Source organism: Gordonia humi (genome assembly GCF_014197435.1).
Lineage (GTDB): Bacteria > Actinomycetota > Actinomycetes > Mycobacteriales > Mycobacteriaceae > Gordonia > Gordonia humi.
On sequence record NZ_JACIFP010000001.1, the window covers coordinates 3,512,308 to 3,527,626 of the forward strand.

At 69.7% G+C, this 15,319-nt stretch carries 17 protein-coding genes; 8 read left to right on the forward strand and 9 right to left on the reverse strand.

The genetic code is table 11. The features are described 5' to 3' along the window. Positions 1 to 30: 30 nt before the first annotated feature. Positions 31 to 1,248: an amidohydrolase gene (locus tag BKA16_RS16135; protein WP_183371642.1), complete on the forward strand. Its 1,218-nt coding sequence runs from the start codon at positions 31 to 33 to the stop codon at positions 1,246 to 1,248. Positions 1,249 to 1,339: 91 nt separating this feature from the next. On the opposite strand, the gene BKA16_RS16140 is transcribed toward BKA16_RS16135, so the two are convergent. The 6 genes from BKA16_RS16140 to BKA16_RS16165 all read right to left on the reverse strand — a co-directional run bounded on the left by BKA16_RS16140 (position 1,340) and on the right by BKA16_RS16165 (position 7,667). Next, the gene (locus BKA16_RS16140; RefSeq protein WP_183373122.1) at positions 1,340 to 3,646 is read right to left on the reverse strand and encodes an FdhF/YdeP family oxidoreductase; all 2,307 of its coding nucleotides are present in this window, start codon (positions 3,644 to 3,646) and stop codon (positions 1,340 to 1,342) included. A 61-nt stretch (positions 3,647 to 3,707) separates the two neighbouring features. Then, entirely contained in the window at positions 3,708 to 4,565 is an 858-nt protein-coding gene (gene fdhD, locus BKA16_RS16145; protein ID WP_183371643.1) for a formate dehydrogenase accessory sulfurtransferase FdhD, read from the reverse strand. Positions 4,566 to 4,649: 84 nt separating this feature from the next. Beyond that, positions 4,650 to 5,702 carry a sulfate/molybdate ABC transporter ATP-binding protein gene (locus tag BKA16_RS16150; RefSeq protein ID WP_183371644.1) on the reverse strand — a complete coding sequence of 351 codons (1,053 nt, stop codon included), beginning with the start codon at positions 5,700 to 5,702 and terminating at the stop codon, positions 4,650 to 4,652. Then, the gene (modB, locus tag BKA16_RS16155) at positions 5,699 to 6,487 is read right to left on the reverse strand and encodes a molybdate ABC transporter permease subunit (protein ID WP_183371645.1); all 789 of its coding nucleotides are present in this window, start codon (positions 6,485 to 6,487) and stop codon (positions 5,699 to 5,701) included. The genes BKA16_RS16150 and modB overlap by 4 nt, the downstream gene beginning before the upstream one ends. Then, the gene (gene modA / locus BKA16_RS16160; protein ID WP_183371646.1) at positions 6,484 to 7,257 is read right to left on the reverse strand and encodes a molybdate ABC transporter substrate-binding protein; all 774 of its coding nucleotides are present in this window, start codon (positions 7,255 to 7,257) and stop codon (positions 6,484 to 6,486) included. Before modA ends, modB begins: the two co-directional genes overlap by 4 nt. Further along, entirely contained in the window at positions 7,254 to 7,667 is a 414-nt protein-coding gene (locus BKA16_RS16165) for a TOBE domain-containing protein (protein WP_183371647.1), read from the reverse strand. The genes modA and BKA16_RS16165 overlap by 4 nt, the downstream gene beginning before the upstream one ends. Before the next feature lie 284 nt (positions 7,668 to 7,951). Here BKA16_RS16165 and BKA16_RS16170 point away from each other — a divergent pair, with 284 nt between their 5' ends. From BKA16_RS16170 to BKA16_RS23930, 6 genes are read left to right on the forward strand one after another with little or no spacing between them, the layout of a single operon-like run. After that, positions 7,952 to 9,028: a ThiF family adenylyltransferase gene (locus BKA16_RS16170; RefSeq protein ID WP_183371648.1), complete on the forward strand. Its 1,077-nt coding sequence runs from the start codon at positions 7,952 to 7,954 to the stop codon at positions 9,026 to 9,028. Beyond that, on the forward strand, positions 9,028 to 10,230 hold the full coding sequence (locus BKA16_RS16175) for a molybdopterin molybdotransferase MoeA (RefSeq protein ID WP_183373123.1): 1,203 nt from the start codon (positions 9,028 to 9,030) through the stop codon (positions 10,228 to 10,230). Before BKA16_RS16170 ends, BKA16_RS16175 begins: the two co-directional genes overlap by 1 nt. Continuing rightward, a complete protein-coding gene (gene moaC, locus BKA16_RS16180; RefSeq protein WP_183371649.1) occupies positions 10,227 to 10,703 on the forward strand; it encodes a cyclic pyranopterin monophosphate synthase MoaC in 477 nt (158 codons plus the stop codon). Before BKA16_RS16175 ends, moaC begins: the two co-directional genes overlap by 4 nt. Continuing rightward, positions 10,700 to 11,275 carry a molybdenum cofactor guanylyltransferase gene (mobA, locus tag BKA16_RS16185; protein ID WP_183371650.1) on the forward strand — a complete coding sequence of 192 codons (576 nt, stop codon included), beginning with the start codon at positions 10,700 to 10,702 and terminating at the stop codon, positions 11,273 to 11,275. The genes moaC and mobA overlap by 4 nt, the downstream gene beginning before the upstream one ends. After that, a complete protein-coding gene (locus BKA16_RS23925) occupies positions 11,268 to 11,513 on the forward strand; it encodes a DUF6457 domain-containing protein (RefSeq protein ID WP_183371651.1) in 246 nt (81 codons plus the stop codon). Before mobA ends, BKA16_RS23925 begins: the two co-directional genes overlap by 8 nt. Next, positions 11,510 to 11,746, forward strand: coding sequence for a MoaD/ThiS family protein (locus BKA16_RS23930; RefSeq protein WP_183371652.1), 237 nt, complete (start codon positions 11,510 to 11,512; stop codon positions 11,744 to 11,746). Before BKA16_RS23925 ends, BKA16_RS23930 begins: the two co-directional genes overlap by 4 nt. Before the next feature lie 80 nt (positions 11,747 to 11,826). On the opposite strand, the gene moaA is transcribed toward BKA16_RS23930, so the two are convergent. Genes moaA through BKA16_RS16210 form a run of 3 tightly spaced genes read right to left on the reverse strand, consistent with a single transcriptional unit; the run spans position 11,827 to position 13,741 of the window. After that, on the reverse strand, positions 11,827 to 12,825 hold the full coding sequence (gene moaA / locus BKA16_RS16200) for a GTP 3',8-cyclase MoaA (protein ID WP_183371653.1): 999 nt from the start codon (positions 12,823 to 12,825) through the stop codon (positions 11,827 to 11,829). Then, positions 12,822 to 13,247, reverse strand: coding sequence for a molybdenum cofactor biosynthesis protein MoaE (locus tag BKA16_RS16205; protein WP_183371654.1), 426 nt, complete (start codon positions 13,245 to 13,247; stop codon positions 12,822 to 12,824). Before BKA16_RS16205 ends, moaA begins: the two co-directional genes overlap by 4 nt. Further along, entirely contained in the window at positions 13,244 to 13,741 is a 498-nt protein-coding gene (locus BKA16_RS16210) for a molybdenum cofactor synthesis domain-containing protein (protein ID WP_183371655.1), read from the reverse strand. The genes BKA16_RS16205 and BKA16_RS16210 overlap by 4 nt, the downstream gene beginning before the upstream one ends. Before the next feature lie 111 nt (positions 13,742 to 13,852). Between BKA16_RS16210 and BKA16_RS16215 the strand changes: the two genes are divergently transcribed. Continuing rightward, positions 13,853 to 15,316, forward strand: a complete 1,464-nt coding sequence (locus BKA16_RS16215; protein ID WP_246371794.1) for an ABC transporter permease subunit — start codon at positions 13,853 to 13,855, stop codon at positions 15,314 to 15,316. Positions 15,317 to 15,319: the final 3 nt, after the last annotated feature.

Here is a 15,319-nt window from a genome sequence, read left to right on the forward strand (position 1 = left end):
CCGTCCGCAACTCACAGAAAGTCTCTCCTGATGACCGAACTCCGAGACCTCTACATCGATCTGCACCGCCACCCGGAACTATCCGGCTTCGAAGAGCGCACCGCGGGCGTCGTCGCGACGCAGCTCGCGGACACCGGCTGCGAGGTGATCGAGCACATCGGCGGTCACGGCGTGGCCGGTGTGCTCGCCAACGGCGACGGCCCCGTCGTCTGGCTGCGCGCGGACATGGACGCTCTACCGGTCAAGGAGGAGACCGGACTGGACTACGCCAGCGAGGTGGTCGCCACCGCCGAGAACGGTGAGAGCACCCCGGTGATGCACGCGTGCGGCCACGACATGCACGTCACAGCGCTGATCGGCGCGATGCGCGAACTCGCCGGTTCGACCGCGGACTGGTCCGGGACGGTGGTCGCGGTGGTCCAGCCCGCCGAGGAGAACCTGTCCGGGGCGCGCGCCATGGTCGCCGACGCGCTGCTCGACCGCGTACCGCGACCGGACGTCGTCCTCGGCCAGCACGTCGCACCGGGGCCGGCGGGCATGCTGTTCTACCATCCGGGCGCGACCCTCGCCGCCAGCGACGCCCTGCGGATCACGCTCCACGGTCGCGGCGGACACGGTTCACGGCCGGAGACCACCGTCGATCCGGTGGTGATGGCCGCCGCCGTCGTGCTGCGGCTGCAGACGATCGTGGCTCGCGAGATCCCGGCGACCGATCGCGCGGTGGTGACCGTCGGGACCATGGAGGCGGGCACCAAGAACAACATCATCCCCGACTCGGCGACACTCGGTCTCTCCGTCCGAACCTACGACGAGCCGACCCGCGCCAAGGTCCTCGACGCGATCGAACGCATCGTGCGAGGTGAGGCCGCCGCGGCGGGCGCCGATCGCGAACCCGAGATCACCACGATGTACCACTCGCCGCCGACGGTCAACGACGACGCGGCCTTGCGACGGGTCGTCGAGGCGTTCGGCGAGTCGTTCGCGGGCCGGGTGATGGAGGTACCGCCGGGCACCGGGTCGGAGGACTTCGGGATCCTGGGAGCCGAAGCCGGTGTGCCGTCGGTGTACTGGTTCCTCGGCGGCGCCGACCCCCAGTTGTTCGCGCCTCCCGCCGACCTCATGCAGGTCCTCGGCGAGATCCCGTCGAACCACTCCCCCGAATACGCACCGGTCATCGAGCCGACCATCACGATGGGCGTCGGCGCACTCGTCTGCGCCGCACGGGCGTGGCTGACCGGCGACGCCTGATCGGACTCCGGGTTCCCGGTCGGTGCCGAACGCCGTACCGACCGGGAACCGGGGTGACGCGCCCTACTGGACGCCCCCTACTGCACGGCCCCTACTGGGCAGCGGCGATCCGGACCTGGATGTTCTTCATCAGGGGTTGATCGCTCTGCGTGCTGTAATCGGCCGCACCGACGAGCGCGTTCATCTCCGGCATGTACCCGGCGGCCGCACCCACGGGCAGGTCGTAGGTGATCGCCCGGTACCGCGTGAGCGTGCGCGTCGAACCGTCCCGCGAGGTCGACGTGACGTCCACGAACGATCCCTCGCTCAGACCCCGCGCACGCATGTCGTCGGCGTTCATGAACACCAGCTCGCGCAGGTTCTTGATACCGCGGTACCGGTCGTCTGCCGAATAGATCGTGGTGTTCCACTGATCGTGCGACCGCATCGTCTGCAACACCAGCACGTCGGCGTCATCCGGGATCGCGTTGGGCACCGGCGCATGCGAGAACTCCGCCCTACCGCTCGGAGTCAGGAAGATCCGCTCACGCGCGGGCTGCGGAATCCGGAATCCCATCGGCTGCCGCACCAACTCGTTGAAGCCCTCGAACCCCGGCAGCACCCGCGACATCGAATCGCGGACCAGATCGTAGTCGGCGACGTACTCCTCCCACGGCGTCGCGCTGTCGGGCAGCGTCGCCCGCGCCATACCGCCGAGAATCGCCAGTTCCGATCGCAGATGCGGCGAGGCGGGCTTCTTCTTGCCCATCGACAACTGGACGTTGCTCATCGCGTCCTCCGCGGACACACCCTGCACCCCCGACGCCTGCTCGTCGCGCTCGGTGCGACCCAGACACGGCAGGATCAGCGCCCTGCGCCCGTGCACGAGGTGACTGCGATTCAGCTTGGTGCTGACCTGCACCGTCAACTCGCAGTTGCGCAATCCCCGCGCCGTGTACTTGGTGTCCGGCGCGGCCAGCACGAAGTTGCCGCCCAACGCCACGAACACCTTCACCGAGCCGTCGTTCATCCCCTCGATCGTCGCGACCGTGTCCAGACCCGGTGTACGCGGACTGACGATGCCGCACTCGGCGTCGAGCGCGGCGAGGAAGCTCTCACTCGGGTTGTGGTCGATGCCGCACGTGCGATTGCCCTGCACATTCGAATGACCGCGGATCGGCGACGGCCCGGCGCCCTCACGGCCGATGTTGCCGCGCAACAACAGCAGATTCGAGAACTCGCGGACCGTGTCGACGCCGTGCTCGTGCTGGGTCACTCCCAGGCACCACGCGATGATGCTGCGCGGCGAGTCCAGATACACCTGCGCGACGGCGCGGATCTGCTCCTCGCTCACCCCCGCCTGCACCGACAACTCGTCCCACGTCGCCGCGTCGACCAGCGCGCGGTATTCGTCGAACCCGTCGGTGAACCGAGCGAGGAACTCGTGATCGAGCGCCCCGCCACCCGGATTCGCGTCCTCGGCCTCGAACACCGCTTTGGCCACACCGCGGATCAGCGCCAGATCACCGCCCGGACGCACCTGCACGTTCATCGTGCTGGTGTCCGACGCCCGGAACGTCGCCATCTGACCGATCTCGTGCGGCACGATCGTGCGGGTCGCCGCCGCCTCGGTCATCGGATTGATGTGCACCACCTGCGCGCCGCGTTTGACCGCGTGCGCGAGCGAGGTCAGCATGCGCGGCGCGTTCGACGCCGCGTTCACCCCGAGGACGAACAGCGCGGTGCACGCGTCCCAGTCGTCGAGCGACACCGTTCCCTTGCCGGTCGCGATCGACGCCTTCAACGCCCGACCCGACGCCTCGTGACACATGTTCGAGCAGTCCGGGACGTTGTTGGTGCCGAACTCGCGCGCCCACAACTGGTACATGAACGTCGCCTCGTTCGACAGACGCCCCGAGGTGTAGAACGCCGCCGCATGGGGACTGTCGAGTGCGCGTAGCGCCTCGCCGACCATCGTGTACGCGTCGTCCCAGCCGATCGGCACGTATCGGTCGGTCGCCGCGTCATAACTCATCGGCTCGGTGAGCCGTCCCTGATCCTCGAGGTCGTAATCGTTCCACTCCGCCAACTCGGTCACCGTGTGCGCGGCGAAGAACTCACGGTCGACGCGCTTGGGAGTCATCTCCCACGTGACGTGCTTGATGCCGTTCTCGCAGATGTCGAGCTTCACGCCGTGGTTGTCGTCGGGCCACGCACAGCCCGGGCAGTCGAAACCGCGCACCGGGTGGTTCATCGTCAGCATCGCCGTCGACCCCTTGAACAGTTCGCGTTCCTTGATGAGCACCTTCGCGACCGACCGCGCGGCGCCCCAAGCCGCGGCCGGATGGTGGTACGGCTTCGACGACCACGGCTTCGACGTGGACGGCCCGTATCCGCCCTGGCGGGGGCCGTCGCTCATCAGTCCGGTGAACTCGGACGCCTGCAGTGCCGCGGGCACGCGGTTGGAGATGTCGGTCATGTCAGCCCCTCACGGTGGTCGGAAGTGGATTGTCGATGCGGTCGGCGTGCGTGTAGACGTTCATGGTGGATCCGCGAAGGAAACCGACCAGTGTCAGCCCGGAGTCCTTGGCCAACTGGACGGCCAACGACGACGGCGCCGAGACCGCGGTCAAGACCGGGACTCCGGCCATCACGGCCTTCTGGACGAGTTCGAAACTCGCTCGACCGGACACCTGGAGCACGGTGCCGCGCAACGGGAGCCGACCGTTGAGCAGCGCCCAGCCGATCACCTTGTCGACCGCGTTGTGGCGTCCGACATCCTCGCGGAGCACCAGGAGTTCGCCGGTGGCGGCGTCGAACAGGGCGGCGGCATGCAGCCCGCCGGTCTTGGCGAAGACGGCCTGCGCCGCGCGCAGCGACTCGGGGAACTCGGCGATCCGGTCGGCGCGCACGACGGTCTCGTCGGCGGTGACGTCGTATGCGGACACGGTGTGCACGGCGTCGATGCTGGCCTTGCCGCACACACCGCACGAACTGGTCGTGTAGAAGGATCGCTCGACCTCCGGACGCGGCGGTGCGACGTGCGCGGCGAGCGTGATGTCGAGGACGTTGTACGTGTTCTCCTGTCCGCCGGTGCCCGGTCCACCGCAGTGGATCGCCGAGTAGAAGTCGTCGGACCCGGCGATCACGCCTTCGGACACGAGGAAGCCCGCGGCGAGTTCGACGTCGTGCCCGGGAGTGCGCATCGTGACGACCAGCGGTCGACCCGCGACGCGGATCTCGAGCGGCTCCTCCACGGCGAGCATGTCGACACGACGGTCACTGCTCTCGGCAACCGAGACCTTCGTGATCGGCCAGCGCGCGGTGATTCGTCCCACACCGTCGAGGATAGTCCGTCCGGGCACGCCGGATCGGCCCGCCCGTGTCGACTCTCTGTGTCGTCCGGTACCGGGCTGCGCTCGTCAGACGCCGACGATCCGCATGCGCTGCGGGATCAGGAGGTACCGCTGACCGGCCTGCGGCAGCGCACCGCCGCCGAGTCCGATCGCCTCCTCCATCGCGAGTTCGGCCGCCAACCCGATCACGGTGTCGAGTCGGACCACGCCCGCCTGCACCGACACCGCCGAGAGTTCGACGCCCGGATCCGATCCGGTCGCCGGTGCGGCGGCCACATCGCGCGGTGCGACGATCCCGGCCGCCGCATCGCCGTCGGCGAGGTCGGCGTCGAGTTCGCCGGCCAACGTCCGACCGTTCACGTCCAGGGCCCCGCCTCGCCACCGCCCCGCGACGACCCCGAACCCGGCGAGCGCCGCGGTGAAGCTGCGTCGCGGTCGCAACGTCAGATCGGCCGGGGTCCCGTCTTCGACGACCGTCCCCCGATTCATCACCAGACATCGATCCGCCCACTGCCACGCATCGGACATCTCGTGCGTCACGAGCACCGCGGTGACTCCGGTGCGGGTGAGTTCGTCGGCCAGGACCTGACGGACGATCGGAGTGCTCTCGGCGTCCAGTGCGGCGAACGGCTCGTCGAGCAGAATGACCCGGGGCTGGGCGGCGAACGCCCGCGCGATCGCGACCCGCTGCTGCTGTCCGCCCGAGAGCTGATGCGGCTTCGCACGCGCGCGGTCGGCCAGGCCGATCCGATCGAGCCAGTCGGCGACGATCGCCTGCACCTGCGACCGGCCCGCTCCGTGCGCGCGCGGCCCGAACGCCAGATTCTGTTCGACGCTCAAGTGCGGGAACAGCCTCGCTCGCTGATCGAGCAGAGCGATGCCGCGCTTGTCCGGAGACAGTCGGACCGAACCCGCCCGCTCCAGACATGTCCCGTCGACACTGATCTGCCCGCCGTCGAGCCGGGTCAGTCCCGCGATGCCGCCGAGCACCGTCGACTTGCCGCAGCCGTTGGGTCCCAGGAGCGCGACGCAACCGCCGGGCTCGACGTCGAAGGCCACCGACACGTCGAGCTGCGACCGGCCGATCCGCGCGTCGACGTTCAACCGTGCACCGCTCATCGGACCGCGTCCTCGCGCCAGGACCGCAGACCGCACACCACGACCGCGGCGCTGACCAGCAGCAGCAGCGACAGCGCCACCGCCGAGTCCTGTGTCACGCCGACACCGTTGAACGCGGTGTAGATGGCCAACGGCATGGTGCGGGTGACGCCCTGTGCATTGCCCGCGAACAGCGCCGTCGCCCCGAACTCACCGAGCGCCCTCGCGAAACTCAACACCGTGCCCGCCACCAGCCCCGGCATCACCAGCGGCAACGTGACCCGTGACAGCACCCGCCACCGACCGGCGCCGAGTGTGGCGGCGATCTGCTCGTGCGAGATCCCCGACGTCCGCAACGCACCCTCCAGGGTGATCACGAAGAACGGCAGTGCCACGAACGACTGCGCCACCACGACGGCGGCCGTCGTGTACGGCAGGCTGTATCCACTCCATTCGAAGATCGGTCTGCCGATCAGTCCCGATCTGCCCAACAGCGACAGGAGCGCGAGACCGCCGACCATCGGCGGCAGCACGAGCGGCACCAGCACCAGGGTCCGCAGGACCGACGCCGTCCGGCGCCCGGTCCGCCCGATCAGCAACGCCATCGGCAGGCCGACCACCACACAGACCACCGTCGCGCACGCCGCCGTGCCCAGGGAGAGCCCGAGCGCGGTCATCGACTCCGACGAGAACAGGTCGTCGCCGAGGGTCTCCCACCGCACGCGGGACACCAGCCCCACGATGGGCAGCAGCAGGAGTGCGAACCCGATCAGCGCCAGAAGATAGAGCGGACGAGGCAGTCTCACGCAGGCCCGAACCCGTACTGCTTGAGGATCTTCTGGCCCTCCGCGGAGAGCACGAAGTCGGCGAACGCCTTCGCGGCCTCCGGCGAGGGCGCATTCTTCGGAACGACGATCGGGTAACGGTTGATCGCGTCGTCGGCGTTCGGCAGGGTCACACCCTCGAGCTTGTCGCCCGCGGCGGCGACGTCGGTCGCGTACACCAGACCGGCATCGGCCTCACCGTTGGCGATGCGCGTCACGACGCTCGTGACGTTGGTCTCCTCGCTCACGGCCTTGACATCGATGTTCGCCGCCTTCAGCAGTTTCTGCGACGCGCTGCCGCACGGCACCTCCGGCGCGCACAGCACCGTGGTCACGTCCGGCTTCGCCAGATCCGCGAGCGTGGTGATGTGCTTCGGGTTGCCCGGGGCCACCGCGATCTCCATCGTGTTGGTCGCGAAGATGCTCCCCTTGTCGCTGAGCCCGGCCTCGGTGACCGGATCCAGGCTCGACTCGTTGGCGAAGGCGATCACGTCGACGTCGGCGCCTTCGACGATCTGTTTGGCCAGTGCCTGCGAACCGTCGTAGACGATCGGCGCCACCGTGTACTCCGGGTGCGCCTTGGTGAACGCCGCCGAGAGATCGTCGAAGGACCCCTGCAACGACGCCGCGGCGAAGATCGTGATCTTGGCATCGCTCGACCCGTCGGCCTTGTCGTCGTTGCTGCCGCACGCGGCCAGGATCAACGCGAGCAGCGCCAGCAGCGCCGCCGACACCCGTGCAGTTCTACTCATCGGTCGTTCTCCTTGTCCGACGGGGTCTCCACGATCACCGTCGTAGCTTTGACGCTCGCGGTCGCGAGCGATCCGACTTCCAGACCGAGTTCCCGGACCGCCTCGGTCGACATCAACGACACGATGCGGTGGGGTCCGCAGCGCATCTCGACCTGAGACATGACCGTGTCGCTGACGACGCCGGTCACGATCCCGACGAGGCGGTTGCGCGCACTCGACGCACGGTCGACGGGATCGTCGGGCGCCTGCGCACCGTCGACGAGGAAGCGAGCCAGCTCGGCCCCGTCGACGACTGCGCGCCCGGCCTCGTCCCGATGCGATGAGAGCTTGCCCGCATCGATCCAGCGACGGACCGTGTCGTCGCTGACACCGAGAAGGGAAGCCGCACGGCTGATCCGGAATTCAGTCACGATTGGGAGATTATCACCGCGTTCACGGGACAATTTCCGAAATATCTCCGTGTTTCAGGAGAGCGTGCCGCCCGACGACGAGTCCGATCCGCGATCGCCGGCCCGGCGTCGCCCTCACCTCGCACGCAGGCGTGTCCGCACTCGTCGAGGACGGGTCGCCGCACCTCCCGTCGGGCTCCCGTTCTGGCATGATCGCGAGTCCGTTATGTCACATATAGACCGTGAGTTCCGGACTCGCTCGCCGCGGCGGGTCCGGCCGTCGATCACCGCGTTAACCTGAGACCATGCCCGTTCCGCCCCTCGTCGCTCCCGCGCTCTCGATTCCCCCCGACGAGACGCTGCGCGCGGCGCGCCAGATCCGGCTCCCCGAGATCGGGGACGTCGGCCAGCGGCGACTGGCCGCGGCACGCGTCTGTGTCATCGGGGCGGGCGGCCTCGGCTCCCCGGTCCTTCTCTATCTGGCCTCCGCCGGCGTGGGGACCATCGGCATCGTCGACGACGACACCGTCGACGCGTCGAACCTCCAGCGCCAGATCGTGTTCGGCCGTGACGATGTCGGTGCGTTCAAGGCCGCGGTCGCCGCCGACCGGGTGCGCGCGCTGTCTCCGCACACCGAGGTGGTCGAGCATCGCGAACACCTCGACGCCGACAACGCGGCGGACGTGTTCGACGGGTATCACCTGGTGATCGACGGCAGCGACAGTTTCGACACCCGTTATACCGTCGCCGACACCTGCGCAGACCTGGGCATACCGCTCGTGTGGGGTTCGGTGCTGCGGTTCGACGCGCAGGCCACCGTGTTCTGGTCGGCCCCGCCCGTCGGCGCACCGATCACCCTGCGCGACGTGTTCCCCGCCCCGCCTCCGGCGGGTGAGGTGCCCAACTGCGCCGAAGCCGGCGTCCTGGGTGCGCTCTGCGGACAACTCGGCGGCATCCTGGTGACCGAGGCGGTGAAGCTCGTCTGCGGTTTCGGCGAACCCCTCGTGGGCAGGATGCTCGTGCTGGACGCCCTCGGATCGCGGACCGACGAGGTGCCCCTGACCCCGGCGGCGCCGACCACCGCGATCGGACGGGTACACGTCGACGACCTGCCGTCGACGGACGCGACCACCCTGATCGACGTGCGTCGCCCCGACGAGACGGCCGCCGGAGTGATTCCCGGCGCGGTGACGGTGCCGCTGGACGACCTGCTCGCCGACGCCGCCGCCGTGCCGGTCGCCGGGATCACCGTCGTCTACTGCGGGCAGGGCCCGCGCGCCCGCGCCGCGGTGCACGCTCTGGCCGCGCATCATCCCGGCGCCGACCTGCGCATCCTCCTCGGCGGATATGCCGCCTGGTCTGAAAGGAACATCTCAAGGTGATGATCACCGTCGACGAGCACCGCGCTCGCATCCTCGCCGCCGTCGCCGTGACGCCGGTCGAGACCGTCGCTCTCGCCGATGCCGCCGGTCGGGTCCTCGCCGACGACGTGGTGTCACGGTGGCCCGTGCCTCTCTTCGACAACTCCGGCATGGACGGGTACGCCGTCCGTGCGGCCGATGCGGCCGAGGGCGCGGTGCTGCGGGTGATCGCCGACGTCCCCGCCGGGTCGTCCCTCGATCCGACGATCGGTGTCGGCGAGGCCGCCCGGATCATGACCGGCGCCCCCGTGCCCTCCGATGCGGACGCGGTGATTCCCCTCGAGCACACCGATCTCGGCACCACGATCACGACCGAACCACCGTCCCGGATCACGGTGACGACGGCGCCCGCGCACGGCGCGCACATCCGACGCACCGGTGGCGACTCCCCGGCCGGCGCCGTCGCCGTCGCCGCCGGTACGGTGCTGGGCCCGTGGCAGCTCAGCTCCATCGCATCCGCCGGCTACACCGAGATCCCCGTGCACCGCGCACCGCGCGTGGCCGTGATCTCCACGGGCTCCGAACTCATCGACCCGGCGGGCACTCCGCGGCGCGGCGAGATCCCCGAATCCAACTCGGTGCTGCTCGCCGCCGCCGCGGCGGCCGCCGGCGCCGACCTGGTGACCGTCACGACGGTGGCCGACGACGAGGCGGCCCTGTCGTCGCTGCTCGACGGCATCGACGCCGACGCCGTGATCCTGTCCGGCGGTGCCAGTGTCGGAGCATTCGACGTCGTCAAGGCCGTCCTGGACCGCACCGGCTCCATCGAGTTCGGCCCGGTGCGAATGCAGCCCGGCAAACCGCAGGGCTTCGGCGCCGACGAGGCCGGTCGCCTGTTCTTCTGCCTGCCGGGCAACCCGGTCAGCGTCGCCGTCTCGTTCGAGACATTCGTGCGGCCCGCCCTTCTGGCGATGGCCGGACGGACCGTCATCGACCGCCCCCGGGTGCACCGGACGGCGGCGACGTCCTGGCGCTGCCCGCCCGGTCGCGCCCAGTTCCTGCCCGTCCTCCTCGACGAGACGACAGTCCGCCCGGCCACCGCGGGCGGCAGCGGATCGCATCTGGTGACGTCGCTGGCCGTCGCGCAGGCACTGGCCGTGATCCCCGCCGACACCGAGCAGGTCGTCGAAGGCGACATCGTGGAAGTGATGGTCCTGTCATGACCTCGCATCAGCCGTTCACCCACCTCGACGGCGCGGGCGCCGCCCGCATGGTCGACGTGACGGAGAAGACCCCGACCGTCCGCAGCGCGACGGCGACCGGCTTCGTCCGCTGCGGCACGCACATCGTCGACGCGCTCCGCGACGGAACCGCCCCCAAGGGCGACGTGCTGGCCGTGGCCCGCATCGCCGGGATCGCCGCCGCCAAACGCACTCCCGAGCTCCTGCCCCTGGCTCACGTGATCGGCGTGCACGGGGCCGTCGTCGATCTGGACGTCACCGACGACGGCGTACAGATCGCCGCGACGGTCCGCACCGCCGACCGCACCGGCGTCGAGATGGAGGCACTGACCGCCGTCTCCGTCGCCGCACTGTCGGTGGTCGACATGGTCAAGGGACTCGACAAGTCCGTGACCATCGAACAGATCCAGCTCATCCGCAAGACCGGCGGCAAGAACGGCGACTGGTCGCGATGACCGCCGCCATCGTCGTGGCGGGAGGCCGGGCGTCCCGACTCGGCGGCGCCGACAAGGCCGCCGTCGACATCGCCGGTCGCCCGCTCGTCGACCACGTGTACGCGGCCCTGATCGGCTGCAGCCCGGTCGTCGCGGTGGGTCCCGACGGCCTCGCCAGGCCGGACGTGGTCGTGGTCCGCGAGGAGCCGCCCTTCGGCGGACCGGTCGCCGCCGTCGCCGCGGCACTCGCGGTTCTCGGGAACGCCGACCAGACCTGGCTTCTCGCCTGCGATCTGCCGCGCGCCGACCGAATCGTCCGACGCCTGGACCACGAGCCGCTCGGCGACGACGACGGCGTACTCCTCACCGATGCGGCCGGCCGCGCGCAGTGGCTGGCCGGCCGATACCGCGTGGCCGCGCTGCGCGGCGCGCTGGCGGCGATCGGCGACCCGGACGGCGCGTCGATGCGCCGTCTCCTCCGCGGGCTGCGACTGCGCGAGGTGCCCGACCTCGACGACGCGAGCATCGACCTGGACACCCCCGACGACATCCGAACCTATCTGTCGACGATCGAAGGAGACGCTCATGAGTGACAAGCCCCTGCCCAATCTCGACGCATGGATCGCCGAACTCGCCCCCGCCCTCGGACTGGGCGAGGTCGACGTCCCCCTGCGGCCACTGCTCGACCTCACCCGCGACGTCGCGCACAACGTCGCCCGCCCGGCCGGACCGATCACCACGTATATCGTGGGACTCGCCGTCGCACAGGGCCTGGCGGTCGAGGACGCCCACGCGGCGATCACCACTCTGATTCAGGAGCGTGCCGAGTGAAGATCCGATACTTCGCGGGCGCCGCGGACGCCGCGGGCCGACGCGATCAATACCTCGACGGTCCCCTCGCGCTCGGTGCCCTCCGCGCGGCGCTCGCCGACGAACTCGGCCCCGAGTTCGCGGCCGTCCTCGGCCGGTGCTCGCTCATGGTCGACGGCGCCCGTCTCGACGACGACGCCGTCGCCCCCGACACCGCCACGGTCGACGTGCTCCCGCCGTTCGCCGGCGGATAGCGGCCCGCGGTCGACGAGAGAGTGTGCCCGGGTCGCGGCTCGAGCGGTCGGTCGCCGACGTCAGCCGCCGATCGCCGACGTCAGCCGCCGATCGCCGACATGGGCCGGTCCGGCTGGAGGAAGTTCGGGCCGTCGATCCCGTGCCCCTCGCGCTTCTCGCCGATGCAGCGGCGGATCATCGCCGTCAGATCGCCGTCGGAACCGCCTCCGCGCAGCAACCCCAGCAGATCCGACTCGTCGCGGGCGAACAGGCAGTTGCGGAGTTGACCGTCCGCGGTGATCCGCACGCGGTCGCACGACCCGCAGAACGGCGCCGACACCGAGGCGATGACGCCGACCGTCGTCGGACCGCCGTCGACGACGAACAGCTCGGCCGGATCCGAACCGCGCTCGCCGATCGGCTCCAGGGTGAAGGCCGCCGACAGTCGGTCGAGGATCTCCTCGCCGCCGACCATCTCCGCGCGCGACCACGTGTGACCGGCGTCCAGAGGCATCTGTTCGATGAACCGCAGCTGAGCGTCGTGATCACGGGCGAACCGCAGGAGGTCGACGAACTCGTCGTCGTTCACCCCGCGCATCGCGACCGCGTTGAGCTTCAGCGGCCGCAGTCCCGACCGCTGTGCGGCGGCGATCCCGGCGAGGACGTCGTCGAGCCGGTTACGGCGGGTGAGCCGGTGGAACCGATCGGCGTCGAGTGTGTCGATGCTGATGTTGAGCCGTTCGAGTCCGGCGTCGACGAGGTCGTCCATCACCGGCGCGAGCCCGAGTGCGTTGGTCGTCATCGACACGCGCAGCCGCCCCCGCTCGGTCTCGATCGCCGCCAGACGACGCACCACCTCGACCGCGTCCGGTCGCAGCAACGGCTCGCCCCCGGTCAGCCGTGCCTCGACGACGCCGAGATCGGCGAACACCCGCCCCACCCGTTCGATCTCGTCGGTGGTCAGCAGGTTCTGTTTCGCGATCCACGGCACTCCCTCGGCGGGCATGCAGTACGTGCAGCGCAGGTTGCACTTGTCGGTCAACGAGATCCGCAGATCGCGATGGGTCCGGCCGAATCGGTCCACGAGCAGATCGGTCATGCCAGGCCGCCCAGACCGATCCACGCCGACGCACCGTCGGACTCCACCTGCTTCTTCCACACCGGCAACTCCGCCTTGACGCGCTCGACGAGCTCCCGATTGACCTCGTAGGCGGCGGCGCGATGCACGGACGACACCGCGCACACGATCGCGACGTCGCCCACCGCGAGGTCGCCGACGCGGTGGCTGACCGCCAGCCGCACGTCGTCGGTGTCGAGCGACGCGGTGATCTCGCCGAGGACCCGCTCGGCATCCGGGTGCGCGCTGTACTCCAGGAGGACGACGCGACCGGCCGCGTCCGGATCGTTGTCTCGTACGGTTCCGACGAACAGTGCGGTGGCTCCGGCGCTCGGCGAGGCCACCGCCCGCAGATGCTCGGTCACGTCCAACGGCTCGCCGCTCACGGCGGAGATCGTGATCATCCGTGATCTCCTCCGTCCAGCTGCGAGACGACGTGTGCGGCGATCTGCAGGATCACCGGCACACCGTCACGGACCGCACCGGTCGATCCGGCGAGGTTCACCACCAGGGATCGATCGAGGACGCCCGCCACCGCGCGTGAGAGCATGGCCTGCGGCAGCGTCGCGATGCCGACCGCGCGAATCGCCTCGGCCAATCCGGGCAGTTCGCGATCGAGGACCGTCGCGGTGGCCTCGGGCGTCACATCGCGCGGCGCGATGCCGGTGCCGCCCGTGGTGACGACCAGTCGCGATCCGTCGTCGACGGCGCATCGGATCGCGTCCTGGATCTCGGCGGCTTCGTCGGGGACCACCGTCACCGTCGTCGTCCATCCCGCATCGACCAGCTGCTGCGCGGCCAGCGGTCCGGACCGGTCGACGGCGGTGCCCGCGGCACAGCGGTCCGACACCGTGATCACGGTCGCGGCGGTATGCGGCGGCGGAACAGGATGAATCACCCTTCCAGTGTTCCACGCATCGGCCGGACGGCGGATTCCCGGGCACAGGCGTTCGGCGCGCCGCGACGAAATGGCGTCTCTCACCGGCGCACAGCGGTCTACTGTCGGGCCATGACGTCCCGCATGCGCGCGATCGCACCGCTGTTCGCAGTCGTGATCGCCGTCCTCGGCCTGCTCACCGCGTGCTCGTCGAGCGCCTCCGACTCGGACTCCGGGGTGATCCGCTTCGGCACCGAGGGCACATACAGCCCGTTCAGCTATCACGACGCCGCGACCGGGCAGCTCGCCGGCTACGACGTCGACGTGGCGAAGGCCGTCGCCGACAAGCTCGGGAAGCGAGCCGAATTCGTCGAGGCCCCGTGGGATTCGATCTTCGCCGCACTCGGCGCCGACCGGTTCGACGCGGTCGCCAACCAGGTGACGATCACCCCCGAACGCGAGGCCGAGTACTCGATGTCGACCCCGTATGCCATCGGCGAAGGGGTGATCGTCACCCGCGCCGACGACACCTCGATCTCCTCCCTCGACGATCTGCGGGGACGGACGTCGGCCCAGACGGCGACGGCGAACTGGACCGATCTCGCCCGCCGGGCGGGCGCGAAGGTCGAAACGGTGGAGGGCTTCACGCAGGCCGTCAAACTCCTGCAGCAGGGTCGCGTCGACGCCACCGTGAACGACAGCATCGCCGTCTACGCGTATCTCGCCGAGACGGGCGACACGTCGGTGAAGATCGCGGGGAACACCGGTGAGAAGAGCGAACAGGCCTTCGCGCTCCGCAAGGGCAGCCCGCTCACCGACGACATCGACGGCGCGCTCGACGAGCTCCGTTCCGACGGCACTCTCGCCAGAATCTCCCAGAAGTATCTCAAGGCCGATGCGAGCGATTCGGCCGCGAAGGCGCCGGCCCAGGGACGATCGACATGGCGCCTGGTCTCCGACAACCTCTGGCCGATGGCCAGGGCCACCGTCACCACGACCATCCCGCTCGCTGCGATCAGCTTCGTGATCGGCCTGGCGATCGCGGTGCTCGTCGCACTCGCCCGGATGTCGACGAAGCCGTTCCTCGGATGGCCCGCGCGCGTCTACATCTCCATCGTGCGAGGCACACCGTTGCTGGTGCAGCTGTTCATCATCTTCTACGCGCTGCCCGAACTCGGAATCAAGGTGTCGCCGTTCCCGGCCGCCGTGGTCGCGTTCTCGTTGAACGTCGGCGGATACGCGGCGGAAGTGATCCGCGGCGCCATCATGGCCGTGCCGAAGGGCCAGACCGAGGCCGCCCAGACCATCGGCATGAGTTACGCGGCGACGATGCGGCTGATCGTGCTTCCGCAGGCCGCGCGGATCGCGACACCGGGACTGTCGAACACCCTCATCTCGTTGGTCAAGGACACCTCGTTGGCGTCCACGATCCTGGTGACCGAGCTGTTCCGGACCGCGCAGATCGCGGCGGCGCCGACCTTCGAGTTCCTCTCGCTGTACGTCACGGCGGCCGTCTACTACTGGATCGTGTGCCTGGTCCTGTCCGCGCTCCAGGCACCGCTGGAATCGCGTCTGAGCAGATTCGTCGCGACGTGACTC

What these genes read in the sequence shown, in the direction of transcription:
- BKA16_RS16205 (WP_183371654.1), bottom strand. Translation starts at nt 13,247, where the DNA reads ATGATCACGATCTCCGCCGTGAGCGGCGAGCCGTTGGACGTGACCGAG.
- BKA16_RS16135 (WP_183371642.1), top strand. Translation starts at nt 31, where the DNA reads ATGACCGAACTCCGAGACCTCTACATCGATCTGCACCGCCACCCGGAA.
- BKA16_RS16215 (WP_246371794.1), top strand. Translation starts at nt 13,853, where the DNA reads ATGACGTCCCGCATGCGCGCGATCGCACCGCTGTTCGCAGTCGTGATC.
- BKA16_RS23925 (WP_183371651.1), top strand. Translation starts at nt 11,268, where the DNA reads ATGAGTGACAAGCCCCTGCCCAATCTCGACGCATGGATCGCCGAACTC.
- BKA16_RS16170 (WP_183371648.1), top strand. Translation starts at nt 7,952, where the DNA reads ATGCCCGTTCCGCCCCTCGTCGCTCCCGCGCTCTCGATTCCCCCCGAC.
- BKA16_RS16175 (WP_183373123.1), top strand. Translation starts at nt 9,028, where the DNA reads ATGATCACCGTCGACGAGCACCGCGCTCGCATCCTCGCCGCCGTCGCC.
- BKA16_RS16150 (WP_183371644.1), bottom strand. Translation starts at nt 5,702, where the DNA reads ATGAGCGGTGCACGGTTGAACGTCGACGCGCGGATCGGCCGGTCGCAG.
- mobA (WP_183371650.1), top strand. Translation starts at nt 10,700, where the DNA reads ATGACCGCCGCCATCGTCGTGGCGGGAGGCCGGGCGTCCCGACTCGGC.
- moaA (WP_183371653.1), bottom strand. Translation starts at nt 12,825, where the DNA reads ATGACCGATCTGCTCGTGGACCGATTCGGCCGGACCCATCGCGATCTG.
- BKA16_RS16140 (WP_183373122.1), bottom strand. Translation starts at nt 3,646, where the DNA reads ATGAGCGACGGCCCCCGCCAGGGCGGATACGGGCCGTCCACGTCGAAG.
- modA (WP_183371646.1), bottom strand. Translation starts at nt 7,257, where the DNA reads ATGAGTAGAACTGCACGGGTGTCGGCGGCGCTGCTGGCGCTGCTCGCG.
- moaC (WP_183371649.1), top strand. Translation starts at nt 10,227, where the DNA reads ATGACCTCGCATCAGCCGTTCACCCACCTCGACGGCGCGGGCGCCGCC.